The following is a 25,760-nucleotide window of genomic DNA, read 5'->3' as shown; positions in this document are numbered from 1 at the left end:
AGCATTTCTTGCTTCTATAATTATATAAGAAGAAAGGAGTGCTTACCTATGGAATATGTATTAATTACGGGAGGAACAAGTGGAATAGGCTTTGAGCTTGCTAGAAATTTTGCTAGAGATGGCTGCAATGTTGTAATAGTTTCTTCTAGCAGTGAAAGCTTGCATAACGCTAAACAAAAATTAGAAGATGAGTTCAAGACCACTGTATTTACCTATCAGCAGGATATGGGAAAGATAGGTGCAGCAACAGAAATATATAACTGGACAAAAGAATCTAATTTAAGAATTTCTATACTTGTGAATAATGCTGGAATAGGCTTGGCTGGCGCTACAGATAAAATCCATTTAAAGAAAGATGAAAGTATGATGGTATTAAATATCATAAATCTTGTAGAACTCTGTAAACTATATATTTCTGACATGTATGGACAGGGAAAGGGTAAAATTTTAAATGTTTCCTCAACTGGCGCTTTTCAGCCTGGACCATATACCAGCACATATTTTGCAAGCAAAGCTTTTGTACTAAGCTATAGCAGAGCAATTCGATATGAAGCAAAGAAAAAGGGTGTACAAGTATCTGTATTATGTCCAGGAGCCACAAAAACTAATTTCTTTATTAGAGAAGAAAAAGAAACTCCACGTGGTGCTATGGCTGCCGAAGAGGTTGCTAGATTTGCGTACAAAGGATTTATGAAAAATAAAGAGATAATTGTTCCGGGATTCATAAACAGAATAAAAAATTGCTTTCCTGTAAAGCTGAAAATGATAGCCGTTGCAAAAATGAAAAACAAATTGAATGCAAAAATATAACCTCCATAACTTTGCTTGGCACAAATCCATGGAGGTTACATATATATTATTTAATTGTCATGTGCCCAATATCTTTAGGCAAAGAAATAGTTTTAATAATTGGTAATACCATTAGTAAACCAAGAAAAACAAAGCCTAGCTTATAAGCTGTGCTGGAAGCTGCAATCGATTGAAGCAAATTTACAACTACTGTGATTATGGATACACCTATACCCTGTGCTAGAGTTTGTACTACTGAACTCAAGGTATTAGCACTGTTTCTATCCTTTGGATGTATTTCAGATAAATTTAGGCCATTAAAAGCAGTTAATGCCAAAGAACGTCCAACGCCAGAGATTAATGCCAGAAGCATTATCAATATACCAATAGTTGCAGCATTTATAAATGCAAGGGCAATAGAGCTAGCTAGTACCATAAAGAAGGAAGCTAGCAGCGCTCCTCTATAACCGAGGCGGCGGATGATGGGGTTAGTAAAGGGCTTAATACCAATGTTTCCAAGAAAAATAAATAGAACATAGGAGCCTGCTTTCACTGGTGACCATTGGAAAATTGTTTGTAAAAATACGGTTAATAAATAAGGCATTGCTCCAACGGATAACCAAAGAACGGAGCCGTTTGTCTGACAAATTCTAAAGGAAGTAACCTTTAAGGCAGCTACTGAAAACAGTGGATTGTCAGTGGTCTTAAGATGTTTAAGCACATTAAACCCAAAGAATATTCCTATAATAACCATCAGCAGTGCTGCTATCCAATATTTGCTTCCATGGGTGGCTAATTCAGCACCTACCAGTACAAGCGCAGAGGCAGCGGTTATTTCAAAAAATCCAAACCAGTCAAAGGGAGTTTTAATATTAGCTGTATCATTTTCAATCAAATTTGAACCTATAAATGTAATAATAATGCCAATGGGGATATTTATTAAAAAAATCCAATGCCAGCTCCAGTAAGTTATTATGAACCCGCCTGCTATAGGTGCTATTGCAGGAGCTATCAAGGCAGGCCAAATTAAATAGCTGACCATGCGTAATAATTGTGATGCTGGAGTTTTTTCTAAAACAATCAATCGAGCAGTGGGTGTCATTAATGCGGCTGAAAAACCTTGTATGATACGCATGATTAATAAAATTTCAAAGTTAGGCGATAAAGTGTTTCCTAAGGAGCTGAGGGTAAATACTATCACTGCCAGCATCCAAATATTTTTTTTGCCAAATCTATTTGCCAGCCATCCGCTCATGGGAATAAAGATTGCCAGAGTAATCAGATATACGCTTACCAGCAGGGCTGCTGTGGAAGAACTTGTGTGAAAATAATTTGATATTTTTGGCAATGCAGTTGTAACAATTGTTCCGTCCAGCATATCTATGAATAGGCTAGCAGCCATCAGCAGGGCCACTTTTATTTCTTTTTTCATTTTTTATATTCCTTTCTTTAAATCTTCTCTAAAATCTTCTATCCACCTGATTGCTTCTTTAGCCTGACGTAATCGTAAGTCTAGCTTTTTCAGTGCATAGTAGTGATCTTTAGATTTTTTCTTTGCTAAATGATCCATAGCTTTTTCAGTATCAGCAATGATCATCTGCTGTTCTTCGAAAAATTCTTCTAAAAGCTTAAATTGACGTTCAGTAGAAAGATGCTGCATAGCATCCAGTTTAATTGAAAAAATGTCAGCTCTATATGAACCTTTAGGCACAGGCTTTTCCATCAACTCAAAAAAATAAGCTTTTCCCTTTTCTGTTATCATCGCAATTTTTTTATTATGGGCATCTTTGTCAGCAATAAGTTCGACGAAGCCTAAATCAGCCAGTTTATCTAGCAGAGGATAGATAACACCAAAGCTTATCTTGCGATTAGGACCTAAGGAGGTTTGCATGGCACTGCGCAGCTGGTAACCATTTTGAGGCTCTTCCATTAGTTCAGCTAAAATATAAAATTCATTCATCATATAATTACCTCCTTTATATCTAAAAGATATATCTATAGTATATCTTTTAGATATAAAATGCAACACTAAAATTTTAGAGAATAAAAGTTTTATTAACTAACAGTTAACTTTCATGAGCAAAAAATGAGAAGGCTTCAATTGTTTAAATAAGGCAGCTTTGATATGATTTAATTAATGATTGTAGATAGGTGGAGGAATTTTTCATGAAAATAGGTGAAATTATTAGGGATTGCAGAAAAAAACAAAATCTTACTCAAGAACAGGTTGCTAATTATTTAAATATAAGTGCACCAGCAGTAAACAAGTGGGAAAATGGAATGTCCTACCCAGATATAACTCTGCTGGCACCTCTTGCAAGGATTTTAAAAATAGATGTTAATACTTTATTGGCTTTTAACGAGGAACTGACAGAGTCAGAGGTAAATAGACTTGGAAGAGAGGTTAGTGAGCTAGTATCAAAAGAGGGGTATGAAAAGGCGTTTGAGAGAGGCAGCGAGTTAATTAAGGAGTATTCAAGCTGTGATGAGTTGATACTAAGGGTAGCTTCAATATTAAGATTATTTTTAACTACATCTAAAATTGAGGAAAAGGATAAGCATGAAAGAAAATTACTTGCCTGGATTGAGCTTGTAGCAGCAAGCAGCAACGAAAAGGCAGCTTCTATGTCAAAAATATTGTTAGCTGGAATATACAGAGAGAAAAAAGAGTATGATAAGGCTCAAGAAATATTAGACAAGATTCCGGAAGCAAATATAGAAATGGAGAAGCAGCTTCAACAGGCACTGCTTTTTCAAAGCAGTGAAAAATTTGAGGAAGCTTACGGTGTCTGTGAAGACATACTATTTAAAGATGCCATGGAAGCAGAGGCGGCTTTATTTTTAATAATAGAGATGTTATTGAAAGAAAATAAATTTGACGAGGCAGAAGAATACACAGAGCGAGCTAAAAGGCTAGTGGAAGTGTTCGATTTAGGAGCATATAAAAAATACTCCTTTGATTTATATTTGGCAAAGCAAAAGCAGGATAAGGAAAAGGCTATAGAGCTGATTACAAAAATGGTAAATGAAGCGGAAAGCATGGAACATTTACATTCAAAGCTATACAGGCATAGAAAGTGGAAGAACCTTAAGGGGTGGAGCAAAGATAAATGTGAAAGCTTAGCTAAAAGGAGAATTAAGCTAGATAAAAGCCTTGATTTTGTAAAAGATGATCCTAGGATAAGGTTTTTATTGGAACAATGAAATGATAAAGTTGGTTTATAATTTTTATTTAAGCGCCCGCTGTAACTCTTATAGTGGACGCTTTTTAAATGATAAAAGTTTATTTTAAGTCATGGCTTAATTGCAATTGATTGTCCTGATATTTAGTTCCCCAATCATACATGGATTGAATTATTGGAGACATAGAGGTGCCAAGATCTGTTAGTTCGTATTCTACTCTTGGGGGAACTTCTGCATATACTGTGCGCTTTATGATGCCGTCTGCTTCAAGCTCTCTTAATTGCAGTGTAAGGGTTCTGTGAGTTACATTAGGCATTAATCTTTTAAGTTCATTAAAACGTTTTTTGCCGCCCAAGAGCCTGTATAGAATAATTCCTTTCCATTTCCCGCTAATTAGATTTAGAGTTGTTTCCACTGGGCAAGGACGACCGCCGCAGTTAGAATTAATAGTTTCCATAGTATCATATCCTTCCAATAGTATAAAAAATATACTTAATACCATATGAGTATATTATATATCAAAAATGTGCGTACTTCAATATAGTATCTAAATATGTTATATTTGAAGCAAGGTAAATGAAAGGTGGTTTTATAAATGAGTGATAAAAACGAATTAATATTGGATGCTTTTAAGTTTAGGCATGCATGCAAGAAATTTGATGCCAGCAAAGTGGTATCAGAAAAAGATTTTAATACAATATTGGAAGCTGGCAGACTTTCACCAAGTTCCTTTGGTTTTGAACCTTGGAAGTTTTTAGTTGTTCAAGATCCTAAACTAAGGGAAAAATTATATCCAGCTGCTTGGGGAGCACAAAACAGCTTTAATGGAGCAAGTCACTTCGTTATACTTTTAGCACGTAAAAAGGTTGATACCTTATATAATTCAGATTATTTGTGGAAAGTTATGACTGAGGTACAAAAACTTCCTGAAGAAATCGCTAAAGAAAGAAAAGCACATTTTGAAAATTTCCAGAGAGATGATTTTAAGCTTTTGGAAAGTGATCGTGCATTATATGATTGGGCTTCAAAGCAAACTTATATAGCCTTAGCAAATATGCTTACTACTGCAGCATTTTTAGGTATAGATTCCTGCCCAATAGAAGGCTTTAATATAGCTGCTGTTGAAAAAATATTAGCAGAAAATAATCTTTTGGATACTGAGCACTTTGGAGTTTCAGTTATGGCAAGCTTTGGCTATCGTGCAGGAGAACCATATCCAAAGACAAGACGATCATTAGAAGAGGTTGTACAGTGGGTTTAATAGTTTAGATTTCATTTGCTTCCTGCTAGTGAAAAATATAAAAGGCTGTGGCTCATCATAAGCACGCAGCCTTTTTTTATGAAAAATATAGATTTCAAATTCACAAGAGTAGGGGGGGAGCTATCGAATAAAATTAGTGAAAATTTTCTCTTCTCTTTCAGGCTCTTTGATAGAAGCTTTTCCATTTTCAATAACTTTCATAAGCCAAGCCATATTTTTACCTAATACTCTCATTATTTGAACGCCTTCTTCATCCTGCAGTGCTTCGCCTGGTAATCTTCCATTAATAATGTTCCAATAATTTGAAGTAGGGATTATCATTTCAGAATGATTAATGTAATTATTTAATTGGTCAAAGGTAGGCATTCCACCTGTACGTCTTACTGCAACTACTGCAGCTCCAACTTTGAGCCTTAGCATATTATCATTGCCCTCTGCTACGCGAAAAGCTCTATCTAAAAAGGACTTCATTGTTCCGGCAATTGCAGAATAGTGTACTGGCGAAGCCAGAATTATCCCGTCAGCATCTTTCATTTTCTCAATCCAATCATTAACTGGATCTACAGCAATAGCACATTTTCCATTTTTGTATTTTGTGCAATATCCACAAGCAATACAGCCTCGTACAGATTTATTACCTACATGAATTATTTCTGTTTCTATTCCTTCCTTTTCCAGTTCCTCAACAACTAGCTTTATTCCGTGATAAGTATTACCTTATTTATTTGGACTTCCGTTAAAAACAACAACCTTCATTAAATTTTCCTCCTCTTATACTTTATAATATTTATTATTTAATTAATCAAACTGAACGTTTAGTTTATAAATATATAATATACTAACCGTTTAGTTTTGTAAATAGCTTTTTTCAAAATAAATCTATGAGGATGTACCAAAATGGGAATGAGATTATAATTATTCCCAACAAAAGCAAAGTTAAAATATGAACTGGAGGAATAGTTATGATAGTAAAATCAATTCAATCACCATCAAAATATGTACAAGGAGCCGGGGTATTAAGTGAGATAGTTGAATATGTAAAAAGCCTAGGAAAATCCTTTCTAATAGTATCTGATCCTTTTGTGTTTGATAGTGCAAAATCTCAAAGTTGATACAGACATAATTTTAGGCCCACCTGCAAAGTTTTTGGCTGCTGGTATTGGAGATGCCTTTGCAACCTATTATGAAGCAAGAGCCTGCTACAAAGCCAATGCTTTGAATTTAGTTGGAACTAAAATAACAAATGCAGCTATGGCACTTGCAATTAGCCATGGTCTATATTCACCAGCAGGGATATTAGTGATAAAAGTTGAATTAACCATTATTTCTTTAGTTTCATTTTTGGGAGATTCGCTTGATTTTATGCATCTATAAATAATGAAAAATTTGCTAGTTATTAAATTTTATAAATGTCAAACAATAAAAAATAGAATTTAAAAGTTGATGAAGCATTCTCTAGTTTAAGTTTGCAGTTTTCTTTACTAGAAAGATATTTATACATATTATGAAGGAAGGCGGTACTTTTGAATAAGAGAAAGAAATTTCTATTTTTTCACGTAGTTTTTTTATTGGCTATTTTTAATATAGCAAATATGTTAAACTTTATAGTTTTAAAGCCCGTATATGCAAATTCAGACATAAATAAGAAAGTAGTCTATTTAACTTTTGACGATGGGCCTAGCAATGCTATTACTGATAAAATTCTAGATATACTAAAAGAAAATGAAGTGAAGGCTACTTTTTTTCTTATAGGAAATCAAATTGATGGTTTAGAGCAGGTTGTGAAAAGAATTAATGATGAAGGACACAGCATTGGACTTCACACTTATACTCATAAATTTAAACGAATTTACGCTAACCAAAATGCATTTATAAAAGAAATGCTGCAATCTCAAGAAAAAATAAAATCAACTATTGGAATTTGCCCTAACATTATTAGGTTTCCTGGAGGCAGTAAAAAACATCTTACAGAAGCTTATCTTACTAAACTTCACAGTTATAACTTCAAAGTATATGACTGGAATATGGAGACTGTAGATGGCATTAAACCAAAAACTTCTCCAGACAGACTATACAGGCAAGCAACAGAAAATAGCGAAGAACTGTCTAATGTACTGTTACTTTTACACTGCGATTACATGCATAAGAATACCTGCAAGGCATTACCGAAAATAATTAAATATTACAAAGATAAAGGATATGAATTTAAAGCTATTATCAACGATACACCTGAATTTTGTTTTCCTATAGTCGGAAAACATTTTCCGCAATAATTCTTTTTTAATGACTGCTTGAAAACAAGCTTTGATAGTTATTATTTTTGTCTTGGTCTTAATTTTGCTGAGTGAAAAAGCTGCTTACTAAGAGAGCAGAATTAACAAAAATGATGTGAAATAATAATAAATAGCAGAATCTATATGTCGTTTTTGTGAAAGCAGCAATATATATGAAGTGATTGAAGACTATATGAAAAAATAGCTACGATAGCACATGAATGCTATCAATTTACTAGTATCATCACATGTACATTGGACAAAATAGTAAGGTAATAACAAAAATAAATTTTAATTTTAGGAGGGATATATTTTATGAGCAGAAAAGATGACTCTTCTACTAATCAAGGGAAAAAGCGAAAAAAAGAAAATAGTTCAGGAACTAAAGCTGTTAAGAAAAAATAAATAGGATGATATTCTGAGCATCAGAGGAAAGTCCTTGCATTTTGCAAGGACCTTATTTTTGCTAAGCTTAATCAGCCTAGGAGTAACTATGTAAAAAGTTTTTAGCCAAAATGAAACTTAAGACTATTCTTCTGTGCTAAGCTGCCATCCTATGCCAAACTTATCTATGATATAACCGTAGCATTTACTCCAAAAGGTTTTTTGAAGTTCCATAATTACCTTACCATTCGTCTTTAATTCATTGAAAATTCTCTTGATTTCTTCCTCGTCTTTACTAGTAAATATGAGATTAATGTTGTTTCCAAAAGTTACGGACATATCTTGTGCTGTATCGGAGAACATGATAGTACTTCCATCAATTTTAAGTTCACCGTGGAGCACTAATTTTTTTGTTTCTTCCGTCATTGGAAAAGCTTTATTCGCAGGCATATCACCATATAACATGATTTTAGGCTTTTCAGTTTTAAAAACTTGAGAATAAAATTCTAATGCTTCGCCGCAATTTCCATTAAAGTTTAAATAGGTTTGTATAGACATGTTCTTCACTCCTTTTTTATTCTTACGTATTCTTTTATTATCTTATTATAATAAATAATAAGATATATTACAATTTATTTAAACCTAAAAAATAAGAAGTTATTCAAGGGATGCTCTGTTTCTATTTAATGGACAACTAACGAAGAAGCATAGTGCATATTAATATACTTATATGATAGTGCATTTAATTTTTTCCACTAGAGTATCATCAGAAATACTAAATATATTATCTATAAGCTCAGTCCTAAAGCTTGCTGTACCTTTGGCATTTTCAGAAAGTTCACCGCATATTCCCATTAGAGCTGTCGCTAGAACAGCTCCATTAAGTAGGTCTCCAGAGGAAATATAACTTGCTGTAAGTGCTGTGAGCATGCAGCCTGTGCCGGTTATCATAGACAGCATCTCACAGCCATTTCTTATTATATAAGTGTAAGTGCCATTGGTTATTACATCTAAAATTCCTGTGACTGCAACAATGGAGCCTGTTTTTAACGACAATGCTTTTAACATACTTATAGTTTCAGATATATTTTCCTCTGTTACAATATCGGATTGTCCAACATCAATTCCTTTTGCAGTATTTTTGATATTACAAAGTGCCTTTATTTCAGACATATTGCCCTTAATTATATTGGGATGGCACTTTTCAATGTATTGTTTTGCGTAATCCAGACGAAGCTTGCTGCAGCCTGCCCCTACAAGATCAATTATGTGGGGAATACTATTTTTATTGGCGGTCTCTCCTGAAATAAGCATGGACTTCATTCTAACATCTGTTATATTTCCAAGATTAACTGCTAATGCCTTTGAAGCAGCAGTGATTTCGGCTACCTCTAAAGGATGCTCCGCCATAATAGGTTTTCCGCCAACAGCAAGTACCACATTTGCACAATCATTTATTGAAATTGGATTTGTGATGCAGTGAATCAGTGGCTTTTCAAGCTTAACACTATGCTTGATTTGCAGTAAGCTCTTTATCATCATTTCTTGCTCTATCACATACCTTTGCCCCCAGTATTTTTTGAGTTTTTGAAAGTATTCCTATTTTACTTAATGCTCTTAGGAATAGGAAAGCAATTGTTCCTCCGATAATGGTTGCTGTAAAAAATAAGGGCATGTAAAATAACCAGGTAAGACCGGATCTGCCCCAGATAAATCTCATCACAGGATAGGAGGCTAAAGCTCCAACAATTCCAGTTCCTATAACTTCACCTAAAACTGCAAAAATTATCTTTCCATTAGATTTTCTATATAAAATTCCAGATAAGGCAGCGCCAAATACTGCACCAGTTAAAGCTAAAGGTGGGATTCCCATTAGTGACATTCTTATAATTCCTATCATTACAGCACATAAAAGTGCGTACCAAGGTCCAAGAATTACAGCGCATACAATGTTAATAACGCTAGACATAGGGCACATTCCTTCCACACGCAATATTGGTGAAATTACAACGCCCATAGCAACCAGCATTGCCAGCATGATTTTGTTTAATAATTTTGAGTTTCTTTCCATAATAAAAAACCTCCATAATAATGTTTATTTTCCTGCCACGTCATACAGAAAATAAACATATCATGAAGGTATAGCTGCAGTGCACCTAAATAGCAATTTTCTATATGACATAGGCCATATAATTCGGTCGAAGCTCAAAAGCTTCCTCTCACCTTGAAACACAAGTTCCCTCGCTATTTAGTTATATTTTTGCTATATAAGTTCAAGACGCTCCTCTATCACTTACCAAAGAAAAAATCTTTGAAGCATAAAAAATGGAATATACCTAAATAAGGCATATTCCATCTATACTCATAAAATATATAAACAAAAGCACAAATCAAATATTTCCTTACGTCGGCATTATCCGAATCAAGTTGTGGGTCGAAGTTTAAACTTCCTCTCAGCCTGCATACAAGCTCCCCTTTTCGAAAAGAATTATAACACATACGGTTAAGAATTTCAATATATAAGACAATTACTTAGTAAACACAGTCATATCCGCCTGTATTTAAGGAAGCTAAAGGCTTCCCTTAAAACATAGTATTCTCTTTAGCTAGCTGCTCCATAGCTGGAATATCTGCAGGGGCCCATTTTAGGGATGCTAAATTTTCTCTCTTGAGCCATATTAGCTTTGAATGCTCCTTAGCAGTAGGAAAACCTTCTGACAATTTACATTTCACGGTTATTAAATTTACTACAAAGGCTTCATATTCATGAGTATTATCATTAAACTCTTCTATAAATTCAACTCTACAATCAAGTTCTTCTCTTATTTCTCTTTCTATAGCTGCTTTCAAATCCTCGCCTTTTTCAATCTTTCCGCCGGGGAACTCCCACAGGTTTGGCATATTCATCTTTGGAGAGCGAAGAGCACACAATATTTCTTTATTCTCATTTTCAATAATTGCTCCTACAACTTTTAATAACTTTTTCATAACAAAATCACCCTTAATCAGTTTATCATAAAATTCATATATTTTTTGATTTTTACATATGGAAACTGCAAAAAAAGCTAAAAAATATATAAAACTGTTAAAAAATTTGCTTACATTCACAATGAATATTGATATATTATGTAAAATAACTTATAATATACCATATGAAAGGAATGGTATAAATGGAAAATAAATCTAAAAAGATTAAATTAAATCCAGCCTTCGTAAATAACACTAGCAAGGATAAAAAGACAAAAATAGTATGTGCTACTGGTTCCTGTCTAGTAAATAATGACTAATCTAAATTCCTGAACTAAAGGTGCTTTTGTTCATGGAATTCAGTACATGAACAAAACACTTTTACTAGTGATATGTCCATAACCTGCATTTCAAAGCTATTAAATCATAATGAAATTACTATTAAGCATTTGGTACTATTCCTTTATTTTTAATCATTACATATAAAAGCTGTTAAAAATTTGCCAGCATAATTTATAAGTAAATTATGTAAAGCAATTTATAATTACTATGTTGAAAGGAGTGGTGTAAAGTGGAAAACAAAAAGAACAAAGTTAAATTAAATCCAGCCTTCGTAAATAATACCAGCAAAGACAAAAAGACTAAAGTAGTATGCGCAACAGGTGCTTGCTTACCAGTTGAACTATAAGCAAAATTCCTAAAATAAAAGTGTTTTGGCTCTGCTTTAAGTCAGTGTAAAAAACAACTCTGACTTAAAACAGAGGCCAATTACTGAATTTTAAGGGGAGGGATATATTGTATTATTTTAATTATGATTTCATTTTAGTGGCAAATACCGTTGAAGATACGTATTTTGCTTTTAATAGGAAGACTAAAGACAAGTACTTTTTTAATGAAGATATGTTTATATTATTATCCATGCTCCATGATGAATGTATGGAAGACAGTTCCATCGATGAATTATATGAAGCTTCTTTGATTGAGGATTTGAAGGGTAAAAAATTTATTATATCGTATCCCACACCTTGCAAGTGCTCAAATATAAGGATTATGAATAAGGAATTTCCATTGAAAAGAGTATTTTTAGAGATAAGCAAGAAATGCAATCTATACTGCCAGCATTGTTATGCCAATGCTTCGGGAAAAGAAGAAGACAGCTTAAGCTATGAGAAGATTTGCAGCTTGATTGATGAAGCTGCAGAGCTGGGAGCCTATACTTTTCAAATCACGGGAGGGGAACCCTTTCTTAGAGAAGATATCAACGATATTATAAGGTATTTGTGGAAGAAAGGTTTTTTGATTACTGTGTATTCTAATCTTACTGTGCTGTCTGAGGAAAATTTGAAAACAATAGTTGAATGTGCTGTCCATGTTAATACCAGTCTTGATTATGCTGATGCTGATAAACATGATCAATTTCGAGGCAAGAGAAATGCATTTGAAGAAACTATAGCTAATATTAAAAAGGTAAAAAGTAAAACTGATAACATAGCCGTAAACATAGTAGTAAATAATAAGACAGATGAAGAAATCAATAAATTAATAAATTTCATCAAATTTGATTTAAAACTGAACTATCATGCAGATGTTATAAAACCCATAGGCAGGGGGAAAGATTATAAGCTTACTCAGCATGATATAGAGGCTTATGTATATGCAAATTATATTTGCAGCACAGAGGAGCTCTGCCATATAAGCAGCGGTTTCGGCATTCAGAAGGATTTAGTCTACGGGTATAATTGCAATGCAGGAAAGGATTTTATATTTGTTAATTGCGCTGGAGAGTGTTCCTTGTGTCCAACTCTTACCTTGGCTCAAAGTCAGGAGTTTTACTTTGGTAATATTTTAAACACTTCTCTTTATGATATTTGGGCATCTCAAAAGCGTGTTAGCTTCAGCAATCTTAATTGCAAGCATATAGATACATGTCCTAAAGCATCCCAATGCAAAGGCAGCTGCCGTTCAAAGGCCTATGAAGTAAATAAAAATGTGTTTGATCCAGATTTAATAATGTGCAAGATCTATGACATAGATGTGGACAAACTATCTTTAGCAGAAACAGCAGGAGGTAAATAAATAGTGTACAAACAAAATGAATATCCTATTTTAACAATATCTTCTAAGTTGAATGATAAGGCTATGAATAAGCTTTTTAAGGAAGCTCAGGAATTAAGTATATCTACTATAAAGTTAGTCTTAAAAAGCATAGATCAAGATATGATAGAAAATATTAATGGGCTTGATGCTGAAGCAGCAGAGTCAATTTATTTGAAGTTTACTGAGGCTTCCTTGTATGATAAGATTAAGGCTTTAACTGATTATAGCTTGATTTACGAAGCTACCATTGACAGCAGAGATTTTTCCTATTTATCAGAATTCTCACAGGTTAGCTACTTACATATGAATTTAGACGTAAATTCCATTGAAATGAAAAAGCTCAAAAGTATGCTTGATTTTTTCGATAGCTATGAGCATCAGGAGCAATACGTGGTATTCAATCCCTTTTTTAGTTCTCAGATAGATTTCCCTAAATATGATGAAATAACTAATTTAATTGATGAATCCAATACAGTTTATCTGGAAAACACTCACATAGACAAGCTTATATTAACAGCGCATCCTTGTAATGCTTATGCCTGTGCGCACAATACCTGCCATCAAAAAAAATCTAACTATCCAAGAGATATCTCAATAGATTCAAAGGGAGACATCTATATTTACAATATAGATAGTGCTATAGGAAATATAAATAATAATGGACTTGAGGAGCTTTTGAAGCTCAACGAAGCACCTTTTGTGGCTTTGTGTAAACAGATATATACGGAATACATAATTGATTATCCTTTTAAGTTCTTTCCACTTAAGGAAATTTTAATTAAAGAGGCAGGTAAAGGAAGATATGAAGATTAGAGCTGCTGCGTTTCAAATCACCGATTCCTGTAATTTAAATTGCCGCTATTGCTATATGGATGCAGATAATAAGCATCGTGAATTTATCCCTTTGGAAAAATTGCATGAGGCTGTGGAATATCTGGCTTCTCGAGAAATATATTTCATTCAATGGACAGGGGGAGAACCTCTCTTGTACCCTGATTTAATTAAAGCTCTGACCTTTGCAAAGGAAAAAGGCATATCCTCATCATTATTTACAAATGGACTGCTTATAAATGAAAACAATATAAAACAGCTTAAAGAATTGGTGAGTAATTTTGCCATAAGCCTGGATGGAGGAGAAGCAAACAATAACTTGGACAGGGGCGGTTTTAATAAAGTAATGGATACTCTGAAAATATTCAAAAATAATGACATACATTATTCAATCAGTTCAACTCTATCGAAACGTAATTTAAATTCCATGGAGGAGATAGCTTGTATAGCTAGGGACTATGGAGCTCATATTGTAAGATTTAATGCGGTTTCATTTTTTGGAAGAGCTTCTTTATATGCTGATGAAATGCTAAGCGATTCAGATATGGAATATATTAAAAATGAAGCCAAGGAGCTTACCATAAAAAATAACTACGAAATTGTTATTGAGACAAATCTGCTTAATTCAAGAGAAATTAAAGCATATGGCAGAGGACTCAGTAATACTTTGACAAAAGCAGTGTGGATAAACAAGAAGCTTGAAATTTCATTTTTCCCCTTTGCAGCCACATTGAAAGATAAGAATTATTCTAATCTTTATTCCTTGGATAGCTTACATATTGAAGAAATAGAGGAGAAAATTAACCATATTTTAGAGTATATGATGAAAGAAAATAGAACTATATACAATATTTATGAAGAAATACAGCTTAGATATTATTCTGATGAACAAAGGAGGGTTTATTTTGAAGAAATCTCTGGTAAGAAATAAATCTTTTGTTTTAGTTATGTTTGGCAATACCGTTTCTCTATTAGGAGATAATATGCAGAGGTTTGCCTTGTCTCTTTATGTGCTTACCATTACTCATTCTGCTGTTAAGTTTTCGCAGGTATTAATGCTGGCAGCTATACCTCAAGCCTTATTGCTTCCCTTTGCAGGAGTATTTGCTGATATTAAGGATCGTAAAGCAATCATGGTTATCTGCGATCTGATAAGCGGTGGTATAACCTGTTTTTTTAGTATATTTTTCATTATCCACGGAAGAGTACCTATAGCAGCTATCTATTTTCTGGTTTTTGTATTGTCCATCACTTCAGCCTTTGAGGATCCTGCTGCAAATTCTGTGATACCATCCATTGTGGAGGAGGAGCAATACATTAAAGCTGCCAGTATAAATTCTACCCTAAATTCTATAAATAATATCATAACTCCCACCATTTCAGCCACTCTTTTTGGATTTTTTGGAATTCTTCCTTTAACCATTATAAATTCCATAAGCTTTTTTATATCGGCTATATGTGAAGCTATTGCTGATATACCTAAAATTAAGGATACTGGGAGGATAACTCCAGCCAAGTTTTTTGAGAGTTTGTTAGGGGGAGTCAGGTTCGTTAAAGAAAATTCCTTCATTAAGGCTTTGATTTTCATGATTTTGGCATTGAATTTTTCGGTGTGCGCCATCACAATAGGTGTGCCTATTATAACCATAGAGCTTTTTAAGGGATCTACCTTGCAGCTTGGAATTGTAAATAGTTTTGCATCAGCAGCTATGCTATTATCACCCTTTTTTATAAAAACAATTGCAAAAAACAAGAAGGCTCAGCATCTCATAATATTGTTAAGCTCCTTAATAATTTTATATTTTGGATTATTTGCAATAATTACGCTTCCTGCCATAAAAGGAATGATTAATAATAAGCTGAGTTCTATAATCTTGCTTACTTTGATTTATTTTTTATATATGGGAACGGCGGTTTCAGTAAATATACTCGTTTCTGCAACAATACCTAAAATATGCCCTATGGAAAAGATGGGAAGAGTAGATGCTTTAATCACTATGTCTGCCTATACAACTTCCTTAATAGGCAAGCTCTTATTTGGATATTCCTACGCTTATCTTCCTGCCTTTGGCAATATGCTTATCGGCATAGTATTTACAATGATTTCTACTTTATTTATTTCCTATCCAATGCTTAGAAGTAAGGATGTATATGTGACGTAAAAATTTTTTATCCCATAGAATTTGAAATAATTAAAATATACCGTAAAGCTGCAGTCATATAGTATAATAGTAATAAGATAGCATTAGAGGATTATCATGACAAAAATCAGCTGATAATGAGGAGCAAGCATGGTGTTTGAATAATTTTTTGGAGGATGAATTTAATGAAAAAGATATTTAATTTCCTCTTACTTCTTTTAATAATTTTGCTGTCATTTTCTATGATGGGGTGCAATAGCTCATCTAATGAGGATAAGGCAATTATTAAAAATGCCTATGAAGCTCTAGCTGACAGCGATAAGAAAACCATCAAGGATTGGGAAAATGCAAAATTGGAGAATTATAAGTCTGACCAAGATCATGCAGTTGCGAATCTTAAAAATGGGGCTTCAACAAACATAAAAAGCATGGACACCTACAAAGTTACTTTTAAGGTGCCAAATAGTATGTTGGGAGATATAAAAGTCTACATCGATAAAAAATCCAAGGATGTGCTAGGAATAGACTTAAGAGATTAGAATTTTACTAGAATAGGAGTATTTAAATGATAGATTCAAAGCAGTTTTGGAATGATGTATATGAAAAGAAGAATGAGAAAAAGCCCTCTTATGATTTATGGCTGGAGGATTATAAAGAGGTATTAAATAAATGCAGTGTCCCTGTGATTGATTTAGGCTGCGGAACTGGAGGAGATACCTTATATTTGACGGAAAGAGGGCACAAGGTCATAGCTTGTGATCAGTCACAGGAAGCATTAAACATAATAAATAGCTTTATTCCTCAGGTGAAAACTATTCAAATGGATATTTCAAAACCCTTGCCCTTTGAGGATGAAAGTGCTGAGGTTATAATTGCGGATTTATCCTTGCACTATTTTAATCATGAAACAACTCAAAATATTGTTAAAGAAATAAAAAGAGTTTTAAAGAATAAGGGCTATTTGCTTGGCAGGGTGAATTCTATAAATGATTTTAATTTTGGTGCAGGCAGCGGAGAGGAAATAGAAAGAAATTTTTACCTAACTCAGGATGGCAATAAAAGGTTCTTTAGTGAAGAAGACATAAAAAATTATTTTCAGAACTTTTCCATTGAAGTGTGTGAGGAAAAGAGTGTTTTAAAATATGGAAAAGAAAAAAGAGCCTTTGAATTTGTTGTTAGAAATATGTAGCTATAACCAATAAATTGAAAAATAATATTAGAACTAGTGAATAAAATTGGTCATAATATAAAAGGTAGAAATTTTTTGGAGGAAATTATGTATTTTGATGATTATCAATGCCCTTTTTATCGTGATTATTGTGGATACAGAAATTCTGATATGTACATGCATAATAGAAGGGCTGCGGCTTATATAACTGGAGGGCCACTGGCTCCTAATATTAGAGGTACCGTGCTTTTCACAGAGGTTCCCGGAGGAATTGAGGTTTCTGCTGAAATTAACGGGCTTCCTCAATACAAACCCGCGGTGGGAGAAAATCCACAAATTGGACCTCATGGCTTTCATATACACCAAGGAACTAGTTGCATAGGAAATACTGATAAACCTTTTATGTCTGCTGGAGAACATTGGAATCCAACTAATGAGCCTCATGTAAACCATTCAGGGGATTTTCCTGTGCTTTTTTCAAATGATGGTTATTCTAGAATGACTTTTTTTACAAATAAATTTAGCATTCCACAGATTATTGGAAAAACAATAATCATACATGAGAGCCCTGATGATTATAGAACTCAGCCTTCAGGAGCATCAGGAAAAAGATTAGCGTGTGGCGTTATTCAAGAAATGCTATGAATATAGATTCCGTTTTAAATAAGTGTTGATTTTCAACGCTTATTTAAAACTTTATTCAGATAAATACAATGTTTATATAAAAATTTAAGTATAACATCTATATATCCGCAAGGTTTTCCAATAATTTGTACAGCATATCTACAACCTGCTCAATGTAGTGATCAACATTCTTAGTGGTTTTATCATAGAGGATTTGATGACACACATCTTCAATTAATAAATTACAGTAATGCATAAAAATATCAGAAGCTTCTTCGCTCTTAAAGGGTATGGACATGATCTTAAAAATATTTCTTATACCTTCTGTACGAGCCTCATAATTTTCTTTTTTTATAGCTGCAATGTCTTCATCTAACAGCTCTAGAGCTGTCATTTCATCATGAAACAGCTTTGAGAAGTTATGATAGCCAATCATTAATTTTACAAAAGTTTTAAATAAACTTTTTATGTTCTCTTCATCTTTGAAATTTAATTTACCCTTTTGCAGCCAAAAGTCACTGGAAGGTTCAAAAATGTTTTTACTAATTCTTTTTATAATTTCAATATAAATATCTTTTTTATCCACAAAATAAGAATAAACTGATCCTGTGGCTACATCAGCTTCTTTAGCTATATCAGCAGTAGTTATATTATAATAACCTTTTTCGTTAAAAAGCTTAAAAGCAGCATCAATAATTTTTTCATATTTTTCAAGAGACCTTTTTTGTGTAGGCTTCCTTGTTTTTCTATCCATCTTTTCCTTAAGTCCTTCCTTTAAAAATACCTGTATTCTATATAAATAATAATTTATAAAAAAATAAAAGTCAATAACGTGAAATTTATTTCATATTATTGACTTAGTTATTTGCAGATGATATTATATGAATATGAAATTGAATTCATATTATTTAAATAATGCTGCAGCTATTATATAAAATGATTATTGATTTCTGAAGATCACAAAGGGCTTGGAAAACAAATCTAGAGTAATACTTTCAAGATTGGTTTTTCTGCGAGAAAGGAATGGATAAATATGAAAATATCTAAAAGAATTTTGGCCTTCATAGCAATAGACATAGCCTGCTTTCTAACGGTGCTTGACAGTACTATAGTAAATGTGTCACTGCCAAGCATGGCGATTTATTTTAATACTAATACCACAGGCATATCCTGGGTTAGTACTGCTTATTTAATTGCTTTTTCTTCACTTCTTATCAATTTTTCTAAGATAGCTGATATCTATGGAAGAAAAAAGCTGTTTTTGATTGGACTTGTGTTGTTTGGAATAGCTTCCGTTTGCTGCGGTTTGGCAGATTCATTACCTATGCTTATAATTTTTAGAATCATTCAGGGAATTGGAGCAGCTATATTAACCCCTCTGTCAATTCCCTTAGGTATTGAGCTGTTTGGAAAATGTTCCATGGGTAAATTAGCAGTTATCGTAGGAATGACTATATCAATTTCAGCAGCATTAGGTCCAGTTATCGGAGGAATCTTAAATGAATCCTTTAACTATAGAGCAATATTTTATGTAAATGTACCCTTTGCTATAATTGCGCTTATATTTGGAGCGCTGTATATAAAAGAATGCTATGATGAAACCATAGAAAAGAAAATAGATCTGATAGGATGTATTCTTTTAGCAGCTGGTTTAGGCATGTTGACTTTTTTACTGGTAAAAGGGAATGACTATGGATGGGGCAGCACAAAGATAATTGCCATGATTATAATTTCAGCGGCTTCAATACTTTCCTTCCTAATATACGAAGGAAAGATAAAGAATCCTATGATTGAATTCAGTTTATTTAAGGTTAGAACCTTTTCTGCTTCAATTATTTTAATAGCAGTTTTCTTCTTTGCTTATATGCCAGTTTCCTATTTAATGAATTTCTATTTTGAAAATACTCTCGGCTATTCAGTGTTGAAGGCTGGACTTATGATGGGTATTCCAAGCCTAACTGCACTTTTAATGGCACCGCTAATGCCCGTTATATCAAGAAGACTTTCCGCTAGATGGATATCCTTTCTATCCATCCTTATAGTAGTGGCAGGAAATTTTATGTTTGTTTTTATGAATAGATCAAACTATATGGTAATGATTTGTATTTCCTTTATACTATTGGGAGTTGGAGTAAGAATAACTACCATATTGTATCAAACTGCTTATGAGGAAATTTCAAATGACAAAAACGGAATTGCATCAGGGGTGCAAAATAGTTTAAGACAGCTAACTGCCTGCATTGCTATAGCTTTGGTGTCAACTCTAAGCAGTCATTATACAACCACAGCTGTTCAAAATGCTAAGGATAGAATTGTCACAGAGATAAGCAGCAATTCATTATTGGAGCAGCAGGTTAAGACTTCTTTCATCTCTGCTATAAAAACCTCTCAAGGAAAAGCAGACAGCAGTTTTTCAAAGGAAGCTGTTCATAAGCTCTTTGTTAATGAAGAGCAAGCAGTTTTAAGAACTCTTCCTAATACCATGCAAGCCTCCGTTACTGCCAATTTTAATAAGCAGGAAAAAGAAGTGGATAAAATAATAGATGATTCAAAAATAATAAAGGAAGAAGAGAGCTATAAGATTTATAACAAATGCTTTTTAGTGACTGGAATAATAGCAATGCTGGGATTTTTCGCTGTACCTTTTAATAAGAAAGGAAAAAAACTGCATATTGTTGAGGATAAAAAAGTGGTGAATATATAGAAGGCTGTGTAAAAGTTTAATAAGAAAAAGAGCTGGTACTACAGTTTGTAGCTCAGCTCTTATTGCATTTAAAATTTATATTTAGCTTGCATTGCGCCTTTCCTCCAAAATCATAGGGGACTCTTTAATGGCAAAGCTTAGGAGTAAACTTCCAAAGGCAAGCAGTATAAATAAATACATGCTTAGCTGGGTGGCAATAAGGTTCATGCTCACTATAAAAATCAGTCCTGATATTTGCCCGGAAAGTATTATAAGGCCTTGAGATAAAGCTTCGGAAGCAGGGTAGCTTAATTCTGCGCTGTATTGAAAGCCTATTGGAGCAGCGCTCATTAGGAAAAATCCAAAAACAAAGGAAGCAATCAAGGTTCCTCCGTAGCTTTCAGCAAAAGTAAGTCCTAAAAGCCCTGGCAGGGAAAGCAGAAGAGGTAGAGCTATAAATAATTTTCTCCGCTTATATTTGTCAGACAATGCAGGAAGTATGCAGGCGCCTACAACTCCTCCAATTAGCATTATCCCTCCTACGATTCCGGTTTTAGCGGCATCTAGGCCTTTAAGACTGCAGATTTTATCAATGCAGGTGCTTACAGCATTGAACATTCCAAGACCTATGAAGAATATGATAAGTAAAAATATTATATCCTTTTTCTTCAGCATGAAAATAATTCCAGATCCAGTGCTTAATCTTTTTTCTTTTCCTTCCTTTGCAGGTGGCATAGGAGGTTTTTCTTTAAGGAGTAATAGAACCAAAACAGCAGTAGTTGCAGATAGAATACCGTAAAACATGAGCATGAACCTGAGACTGTAAACTTCCTTTCCATTAATAATGCTGGATTTTACAAGCATAGGTGTTACTACCATTGCAAAAATGATTCCAAGATATTGGAAGAGAGAAGCTATTCCAGCTTCTGCAGCTCTCTCATCTATAGGAAACCAATTGGAACCTATTTTTGTAGTGGCATTTAATATAAAGGGCTGAGCAAGGGCAAGTCCAAATTGAGCAATGAATATTATAGTGTAACTATCTGCATAGAATCCTTTTATAATTCCAAAAACACCTGTAAGTACTGCCCCGATGCCAACTCCTACTTTAATTCCGTACTTATCAATCACATAGGAGGCAGGGATACAGGCAATTATAAATACCAGCATAAATATCATAGAAAGACTATCTATTTGAAAAGAGGATACCTTGTAGGCAGCTTGAGCTATACTTGCTATGGAAGCAAAAGTAAGCCACTGCATTTGTATTACTGCATTAATTAAAGAAAATATGGCTAGTAGTACCCATCTGTATTTATATATTTTTATTTCATTATCTTTCATGAAAAACACCTCACCTAATAGGGCAAATTTATTACTTTATTTTTAGCCAAACTTTCATCACAAGTTTATGTGGCAGCAGCTTTGACATCAATTGAAGCAGTTTTACGTGAAGCCCAAGCACTGACATATCTTTTCCTTTTCTGCTGTCTCTTAAAGCTTTTCTAACTACATCCTGAGGTTCGTACATAGGCTTGAAATTCTGGCAGGTATCAGGATTTTTAGTTTCTTTTGCTACTTCAAAAAATTCTGTCCTCACATATCCTGGACATACTGTAGTTACGGAAATTCCACGGCTTTTAAGCTCCACATTTAGAGCACGACTGAAATGTACGACAAATACTTTAGTGGAGGCATACAGGATAAATTCGGGAAGGGGCTGAAAAGCGGAAGAGGAGCCCATCATAATTACTCGGTCACCAGCTTTCATATAGGGAAGGCAGGCATAGGTCATATGGATTAAGGCTTTGCAGTTTAAATCTATCATGCTGTCTATCTCTTCCTCTGTTAAGTCCTTATAGGTTCCATACTTTCCAAAACCAGAGGAGTTTACTAATATTTTTATTTCTGGCTCTTCCTTATTCAATAGTTCTTTTAAAACATAAATGCTCTGCTCTTGTAATAGATCTAAAGGTATGGGTCGTATCTTTTCAGATATTTCAAGCTTAATTTTCTCTAAACGATCATATCTTCTGGCTATGACCCATATTTCATCTAGGTCTTCTGAGGCGGCAATTTGTTTCACAAATTCAAGGCCTATACCAGAAGAGGCTCCGGTTACAATTGCTATCTTCATTTATAATCCTCCTTGTATAAATTATTTATTTTGGTTAATATTTCAGTAATTTTCTGCAGGAAACATTTCGATGTATAAATTCTTAGGTAAGCAGCCAGCTAATTTTTTATAGCTTTTATTCATGTGTGATTGGTCATAATAGCCAGATTGAATAGCAAAATTGCTAAGGGATAAATCCGTGTTATCTTTGTTAAATTTTGAAAGATTAAAGAAGGAATTTTGAAATTTTATTATCTCGCAGAGCTCTTTAGGAGAAATTCCAACGTGCTTGTGAAATAGTTCTCTCAAATATCTAATAGTGTAACTGGTGTCTCTTGCTAAATCTGATATGGAAACATTACCCTCAGAAAAAATTATTTTTTTTGTGCAGTAATTTACAATTTCAGTGGAAGTATAAACTTTTTTTGATTTCTTTAACAAGTAATTAGTCATAAGTTCAATTCGTTTATTGAAATCCTTGGCTTCATCCATCTTATCTAATTCATAATCCTCCTTTAATAAGTCCATTAGAGGAATTCTTTTTCCAATTAAATCTGCGGTATGTATTCTTAATATATTAGTGAGAGCTCCCGGAAAAAAGCGCACTCCAAAGGCACAGCCCTCTATATCTAATGGAACAATTATTTTCTCCCTATAGAATCCTTCTAAGGTTTTAATTACTCCAGCTTTTGTGTATATGAATAAAAAGTCTATGCAGCCGTCTGGAATTACAGAAATTTTTTTATCCAGCTTATTAATGGAGTCAAATTGATAGAAATCAGACACGACACCAAATAATGGATGGGTATTTGGTATAACAAAATTGTGATAATTTATATTTTTCTCGAAAGCTGGTTGATAGGGAATGTAATGGGAATATTCTGAAAAATTGCTTTGCATTTTACCATCATCCTTTTGTGACAGAATGTAAACTTTTACGACACTTTCTTAATAAAATGTTAAATATAACAGTTAAATTTTAATATTTTATTATATAAGTTAATTATATACAGGCAAATTCGTTAATGTCAACAGGCATGAATATTCCCTTTTTTACTATACCTAGTATAGCCTTTATGCTAACATAAATTAAATGTATTATAAGAGACAGCTTTTATTTTTAGTACAAGGAGGAATGCATTTTGATAACTGAAACAGATAGTAAAACTTTAGCGTATGTAAATTTATTTGCAGTGCTTGGCACTTTAGAAAATCTATGCCAATTGGTGGAAGAAGCAAAGAATTTATTAAAAGGGAAGCCACCTATATCAATTGGTTTTGAAGTTAAAAATGGACCAAGCGCTACCTTGTTTTTCGTGGACGGTTCCTGCAGCATAAAAGAAGGGTGCAATTCCTGTACTATGAAGCTGAACTTTTCATCCTGTGAAAAGTTTAATGCTTTCATAGCAGGAAAAGTTAAACCTATTCCTTCCAAGGGATTTACTAAAATTCCATTTCTACTGAGAACCTTTGCTCCATTAACAGAGGTTTTATCAAAATATCTGAATCCTGCTAAGAAGGATCTTGAAAATCCAAAATTTCGGGAAATAAATACAAAGCTTACACTTTACGCAGCAGCTTCAGCTATTGCTCAGGTGGGAAATCAAGACAAAAGCGGAAGGTTTAGCTCAAGTCTCATGCCGGATGGTGATATTGCCATAAATATAACAGATACCATGGGAGTTACTATAAAAGTAGCAGCTCACCATCTAACAACAATAAAAAGCTTTTGTGAAAAGCCAAGAGCAATTATGGAATTTGCAGATATCGAGGTGGCTGGTAAATTACTAAGCGGAGAAGCAAGTGCTATAGCCTGCATAGGCAGCGGAAGCATTAGTATGCGTGGAATGATAAATATGATTGATAATACCAATAGAATACTGGATCGTGCTGGTCAGTATTTGAGTGCATAAGGAGGTGCTTTATATGAGTTTTCCTATTAATAAATATCCAAAAAGCCAGGAGCTTTTTAAACGAGCCTTTCAAGTAATTCCCTCTGGAATATATGGACATCAGGGACCTACTGAAGGCTGCTATATTCCTAACGACGCTTTTCCTTTGTTTTCTTCCAGAGCTAAAGGAGCTCATTTTTGGGACGCAGACGGAAATGATTATATAGATTATATGTGTGCTTACGGTCCCAATGTGCTTGGCTATGGAGATCCAGATGTGGATGCAGCAGCCCTTGAACAATTAAAAAAGGAAGATTGTGCCACTATTCCTTCATCTATATTAATAGATTTTGCTGAGCTCTTAGTTGACACTGTGGCTTCAGCAGACTGGGCCTTCTTTGCTAAAAACGGAAATGATGTAACCACCTTAGCTATCATTACAGCCAGAGCGGCCACTCGAAGAAAAAAAATTGTGCTTTTTAATGGTTATTATCATGGAATCTCTCCTTGGACACAGAAGATTGATTATCCTGGAATTCTTGAGGAAGAGGTTTGTAATAATCTTTATGTTAATTTTAATGATTATCCGGCATTAGAAAAGCTTTTTTCCGAGAATAAAGGAGAAATTGCTGCCATCATTGGTCAGCCTTATATGCATGGTAATTTTATAGATAATTTTTATCCTGATGAGGGTTACTGGAAAAAGGTTCGTAAGCTTTGTGATGATAATAATGTGGTACTTATAATTGATGATGTACGTGCTGGCTTTAGAATGGATCTTGCAGGCTCTGATCATTACTTTGGAATTAAGGCTGACTTGATTTGCTTTTGTAAAGCTCTTGCCAATGGTTATAATGTTTCTGCTCTCTGCGGAAGGGAGTCTTTAAAGGATGTGGTTAGCAGCATCACTTATACTGGAAGCTATTGGATGAGTGCCGTGCCCTTTGCGGCAGGTATTGCCTGTATAAATAAAATGAAGAGATTGGATACTCCGAGGCTTTTTGAAAAACTGGGAAGGGAGCTTACGGAGGGATTTGCAGCAGCAGCTAAAACCAATGGCTTTAACTTAGTGGTTTCTGGACATCCTTCTCTTTTCTATTTAAGGCTGGCAGATGATGATTCCTTGATGCTGCATCAAAGGTGGATTGCAGAGTGCGTAAAGAGGGGGATTTTCTTAACTTCCCATCATAATCATTTTATAAATGCGGCTCTCACAGAGGAAGATATTAAAAAATCTATAGAAATTGCAGAGGATGCTTTTCATGCTCTGCGTAAATCATTATAATTGCGGCAGTATAATATAGAAAGTTTTATAAATACTTCTGAAATATAGATTTCTTAAGTATATAAG

Annotated in this window: 27 protein-coding genes, 1 pseudogene and 1 riboswitch; of the genes and pseudogenes, 16 read left to right on the top strand and 12 right to left on the bottom strand. The window is 33.8% G+C overall.

Annotated elements, in window-relative coordinates:
- The first annotated feature begins 48 nt into the window (after nt 1–48).
- Nucleotides 49–810 carry an SDR family NAD(P)-dependent oxidoreductase gene (locus tag IAI10_RS19290; RefSeq protein ID WP_315674938.1) on the top strand — a complete coding sequence of 254 codons (762 nt, stop codon included), beginning with the start codon at nt 49–51 and terminating at the stop codon, nt 808–810.
- 46 nt (nt 811–856) lie between these two features.
- On the opposite strand, the gene IAI10_RS19285 is transcribed toward IAI10_RS19290, so the two are convergent.
- Nucleotides 857–2,221 carry an MFS transporter gene (locus tag IAI10_RS19285; RefSeq protein WP_315674937.1) on the bottom strand — a complete coding sequence of 455 codons (1,365 nt, stop codon included), beginning with the start codon at nt 2,219–2,221 and terminating at the stop codon, nt 857–859.
- 3 nt (nt 2,222–2,224) lie between these two features.
- The gene (locus tag IAI10_RS19280; RefSeq protein ID WP_315674936.1) at nt 2,225–2,752 is read right to left on the bottom strand and encodes a PadR family transcriptional regulator; all 528 of its coding nucleotides are present in this window, start codon (nt 2,750–2,752) and stop codon (nt 2,225–2,227) included.
- Between the two features lie 203 nt (nt 2,753–2,955).
- Between IAI10_RS19280 and IAI10_RS19275 the strand changes: the two genes are divergently transcribed.
- A complete protein-coding gene (locus IAI10_RS19275; RefSeq protein ID WP_315674935.1) occupies nt 2,956–3,993 on the top strand; it encodes a helix-turn-helix domain-containing protein in 1,038 nt (345 codons plus the stop codon).
- A 79-nt stretch (nt 3,994–4,072) separates the two neighbouring features.
- Here the strand turns inward: IAI10_RS19275 and IAI10_RS19270 are convergent, their stop codons facing one another.
- Nucleotides 4,073–4,429, bottom strand: a complete 357-nt coding sequence (locus IAI10_RS19270) for a helix-turn-helix domain-containing protein (RefSeq protein WP_315674934.1) — start codon at nt 4,427–4,429, stop codon at nt 4,073–4,075.
- Between the two features lie 138 nt (nt 4,430–4,567).
- Between IAI10_RS19270 and IAI10_RS19265 the strand changes: the two genes are divergently transcribed.
- Nucleotides 4,568–5,233 (top strand): NAD(P)H-dependent oxidoreductase, encoded by a 666-nt coding sequence (locus tag IAI10_RS19265; RefSeq protein WP_315674933.1) that lies wholly within the window; start codon nt 4,568–4,570, stop codon nt 5,231–5,233.
- Between the two features lie 120 nt (nt 5,234–5,353).
- Here the strand turns inward: IAI10_RS19265 and IAI10_RS19260 are convergent.
- A pseudogene (locus IAI10_RS19260) lies at nt 5,354–5,989 on the bottom strand (flavodoxin family protein).
- Between the two features lie 206 nt (nt 5,990–6,195).
- On the opposite strand from IAI10_RS19260, the gene IAI10_RS19255 reads away from it, so the two are divergent.
- The 3 genes from IAI10_RS19255 (at nt 6,196) to IAI10_RS19245 (ending at nt 7,506) form a co-directional block, all read left to right on the top strand.
- Complete coding sequence (locus IAI10_RS19255; protein ID WP_315674932.1) at nt 6,196–6,345, top strand: hypothetical protein; 150 nt, start codon at nt 6,196–6,198, stop codon at nt 6,343–6,345.
- Entirely contained in the window at nt 6,326–6,607 is a 282-nt protein-coding gene (locus IAI10_RS19250) for a hypothetical protein (RefSeq protein ID WP_315674931.1), read from the top strand. The genes IAI10_RS19255 and IAI10_RS19250 overlap by 20 nt, the downstream gene beginning before the upstream one ends.
- A gap of 149 nt (nt 6,608–6,756) precedes the next feature.
- Nucleotides 6,757–7,506, top strand: coding sequence for a polysaccharide deacetylase family protein (locus IAI10_RS19245; RefSeq protein WP_396334409.1), 750 nt, complete (start codon nt 6,757–6,759; stop codon nt 7,504–7,506).
- A 528-nt stretch (nt 7,507–8,034) separates the two neighbouring features.
- On the opposite strand, the gene IAI10_RS19240 is transcribed toward IAI10_RS19245, so the two are convergent.
- The 4 genes from IAI10_RS19240 to IAI10_RS19225 all read right to left on the bottom strand — a co-directional run bounded on the left by IAI10_RS19240 (nt 8,035) and on the right by IAI10_RS19225 (nt 10,878).
- Complete coding sequence (locus IAI10_RS19240; RefSeq protein WP_315674930.1) at nt 8,035–8,448, bottom strand: VOC family protein; 414 nt, start codon at nt 8,446–8,448, stop codon at nt 8,035–8,037.
- Nucleotides 8,449–8,616: 168 nt separating this feature from the next.
- Nucleotides 8,617–9,414: a hydroxyethylthiazole kinase gene (thiM, locus tag IAI10_RS19235; RefSeq protein ID WP_315674971.1), complete on the bottom strand. Its 798-nt coding sequence runs from the start codon at nt 9,412–9,414 to the stop codon at nt 8,617–8,619.
- A complete protein-coding gene (gene thiW, locus IAI10_RS19230; protein WP_315674929.1) occupies nt 9,398–9,961 on the bottom strand; it encodes an energy coupling factor transporter S component ThiW in 564 nt (187 codons plus the stop codon). The genes thiM and thiW overlap by 17 nt, the downstream gene beginning before the upstream one ends.
- Nucleotides 9,962–10,269: 308 nt before the next feature.
- Nucleotides 10,270–10,376, bottom strand: a riboswitch (TPP riboswitch).
- 97 nt (nt 10,377–10,473) lie between these two features.
- Nucleotides 10,474–10,878, bottom strand: coding sequence for a (deoxy)nucleoside triphosphate pyrophosphohydrolase (locus tag IAI10_RS19225; protein WP_315674928.1), 405 nt, complete (start codon nt 10,876–10,878; stop codon nt 10,474–10,476).
- Between the two features lie 774 nt (nt 10,879–11,652).
- On the opposite strand from IAI10_RS19225, the gene IAI10_RS19220 reads away from it, so the two are divergent.
- From IAI10_RS19220 to IAI10_RS19190, 7 genes are all read left to right on the top strand, one after another.
- Nucleotides 11,653–12,933 (top strand): radical SAM protein, encoded by a 1,281-nt coding sequence (locus IAI10_RS19220; protein ID WP_315674927.1) that lies wholly within the window; start codon nt 11,653–11,655, stop codon nt 12,931–12,933.
- 3 nt (nt 12,934–12,936) lie between these two features.
- Entirely contained in the window at nt 12,937–13,767 is an 831-nt protein-coding gene (locus tag IAI10_RS19215; protein ID WP_315674926.1) for a hypothetical protein, read from the top strand.
- Nucleotides 13,757–14,716 carry a radical SAM protein gene (locus tag IAI10_RS19210; protein WP_315674925.1) on the top strand — a complete coding sequence of 320 codons (960 nt, stop codon included), beginning with the start codon at nt 13,757–13,759 and terminating at the stop codon, nt 14,714–14,716. The genes IAI10_RS19215 and IAI10_RS19210 overlap by 11 nt, the downstream gene beginning before the upstream one ends.
- A complete protein-coding gene (locus IAI10_RS19205; protein WP_315674924.1) occupies nt 14,691–15,947 on the top strand; it encodes an MFS transporter in 1,257 nt (418 codons plus the stop codon). The genes IAI10_RS19210 and IAI10_RS19205 overlap by 26 nt, the downstream gene beginning before the upstream one ends.
- Nucleotides 15,948–16,111: 164 nt before the next feature.
- Complete coding sequence (locus IAI10_RS19200; protein WP_315674923.1) at nt 16,112–16,465, top strand: hypothetical protein; 354 nt, start codon at nt 16,112–16,114, stop codon at nt 16,463–16,465.
- Between the two features lie 26 nt (nt 16,466–16,491).
- Nucleotides 16,492–17,115 (top strand): class I SAM-dependent methyltransferase, encoded by a 624-nt coding sequence (locus tag IAI10_RS19195; RefSeq protein ID WP_315674922.1) that lies wholly within the window; start codon nt 16,492–16,494, stop codon nt 17,113–17,115.
- 87 nt (nt 17,116–17,202) lie between these two features.
- Complete coding sequence (locus tag IAI10_RS19190) at nt 17,203–17,739, top strand: superoxide dismutase family protein (RefSeq protein ID WP_315674921.1); 537 nt, start codon at nt 17,203–17,205, stop codon at nt 17,737–17,739.
- Nucleotides 17,740–17,836: 97 nt separating this feature from the next.
- Here IAI10_RS19190 and IAI10_RS19185 read toward each other — a convergent pair whose 3' ends face one another.
- Nucleotides 17,837–18,472, bottom strand: coding sequence for a TetR/AcrR family transcriptional regulator (locus tag IAI10_RS19185; RefSeq protein ID WP_315674920.1), 636 nt, complete (start codon nt 18,470–18,472; stop codon nt 17,837–17,839).
- Nucleotides 18,473–18,751: 279 nt separating this feature from the next.
- Here IAI10_RS19185 and IAI10_RS19180 point away from each other — a divergent pair, with 279 nt between their 5' ends.
- Nucleotides 18,752–20,422 carry an MFS transporter gene (locus IAI10_RS19180; protein WP_315674919.1) on the top strand — a complete coding sequence of 557 codons (1,671 nt, stop codon included), beginning with the start codon at nt 18,752–18,754 and terminating at the stop codon, nt 20,420–20,422.
- Between the two features lie 81 nt (nt 20,423–20,503).
- Here IAI10_RS19180 and IAI10_RS19175 read toward each other — a convergent pair whose 3' ends face one another.
- From IAI10_RS19175 to IAI10_RS19165, 3 genes are read right to left on the bottom strand one after another with little or no spacing between them, the layout of a single operon-like run.
- Complete coding sequence (locus IAI10_RS19175) at nt 20,504–21,745, bottom strand: MFS transporter (RefSeq protein ID WP_315674918.1); 1,242 nt, start codon at nt 21,743–21,745, stop codon at nt 20,504–20,506.
- A gap of 31 nt (nt 21,746–21,776) precedes the next feature.
- Nucleotides 21,777–22,538, bottom strand: a complete 762-nt coding sequence (locus tag IAI10_RS19170) for an SDR family NAD(P)-dependent oxidoreductase (RefSeq protein ID WP_315674917.1) — start codon at nt 22,536–22,538, stop codon at nt 21,777–21,779.
- A 42-nt stretch (nt 22,539–22,580) separates the two neighbouring features.
- Nucleotides 22,581–23,417, bottom strand: coding sequence for a helix-turn-helix domain-containing protein (locus IAI10_RS19165; RefSeq protein ID WP_315674916.1), 837 nt, complete (start codon nt 23,415–23,417; stop codon nt 22,581–22,583).
- Between the two features lie 242 nt (nt 23,418–23,659).
- On the opposite strand from IAI10_RS19165, the gene IAI10_RS19160 reads away from it, so the two are divergent.
- Together IAI10_RS19160 and IAI10_RS19155 are read left to right on the top strand one after the other, a co-directional pair.
- Nucleotides 23,660–24,430 (top strand): hypothetical protein, encoded by a 771-nt coding sequence (locus IAI10_RS19160; RefSeq protein WP_315674915.1) that lies wholly within the window; start codon nt 23,660–23,662, stop codon nt 24,428–24,430.
- A 13-nt stretch (nt 24,431–24,443) separates the two neighbouring features.
- A complete protein-coding gene (locus IAI10_RS19155; RefSeq protein ID WP_315674914.1) occupies nt 24,444–25,694 on the top strand; it encodes an aminotransferase class III-fold pyridoxal phosphate-dependent enzyme in 1,251 nt (416 codons plus the stop codon).
- Nucleotides 25,695–25,760: the final 66 nt, after the last annotated feature.

Source organism: Clostridium sp. 19966, assembly GCF_032335695.1.
Taxonomy (GTDB): Bacteria; Bacillota; Clostridia; order Clostridiales; family Clostridiaceae; genus JACTOJ01.
Note: the sequence above shows the minus strand (reverse complement) of the source record. Positions and strands in the feature narration are given on the sequence as shown.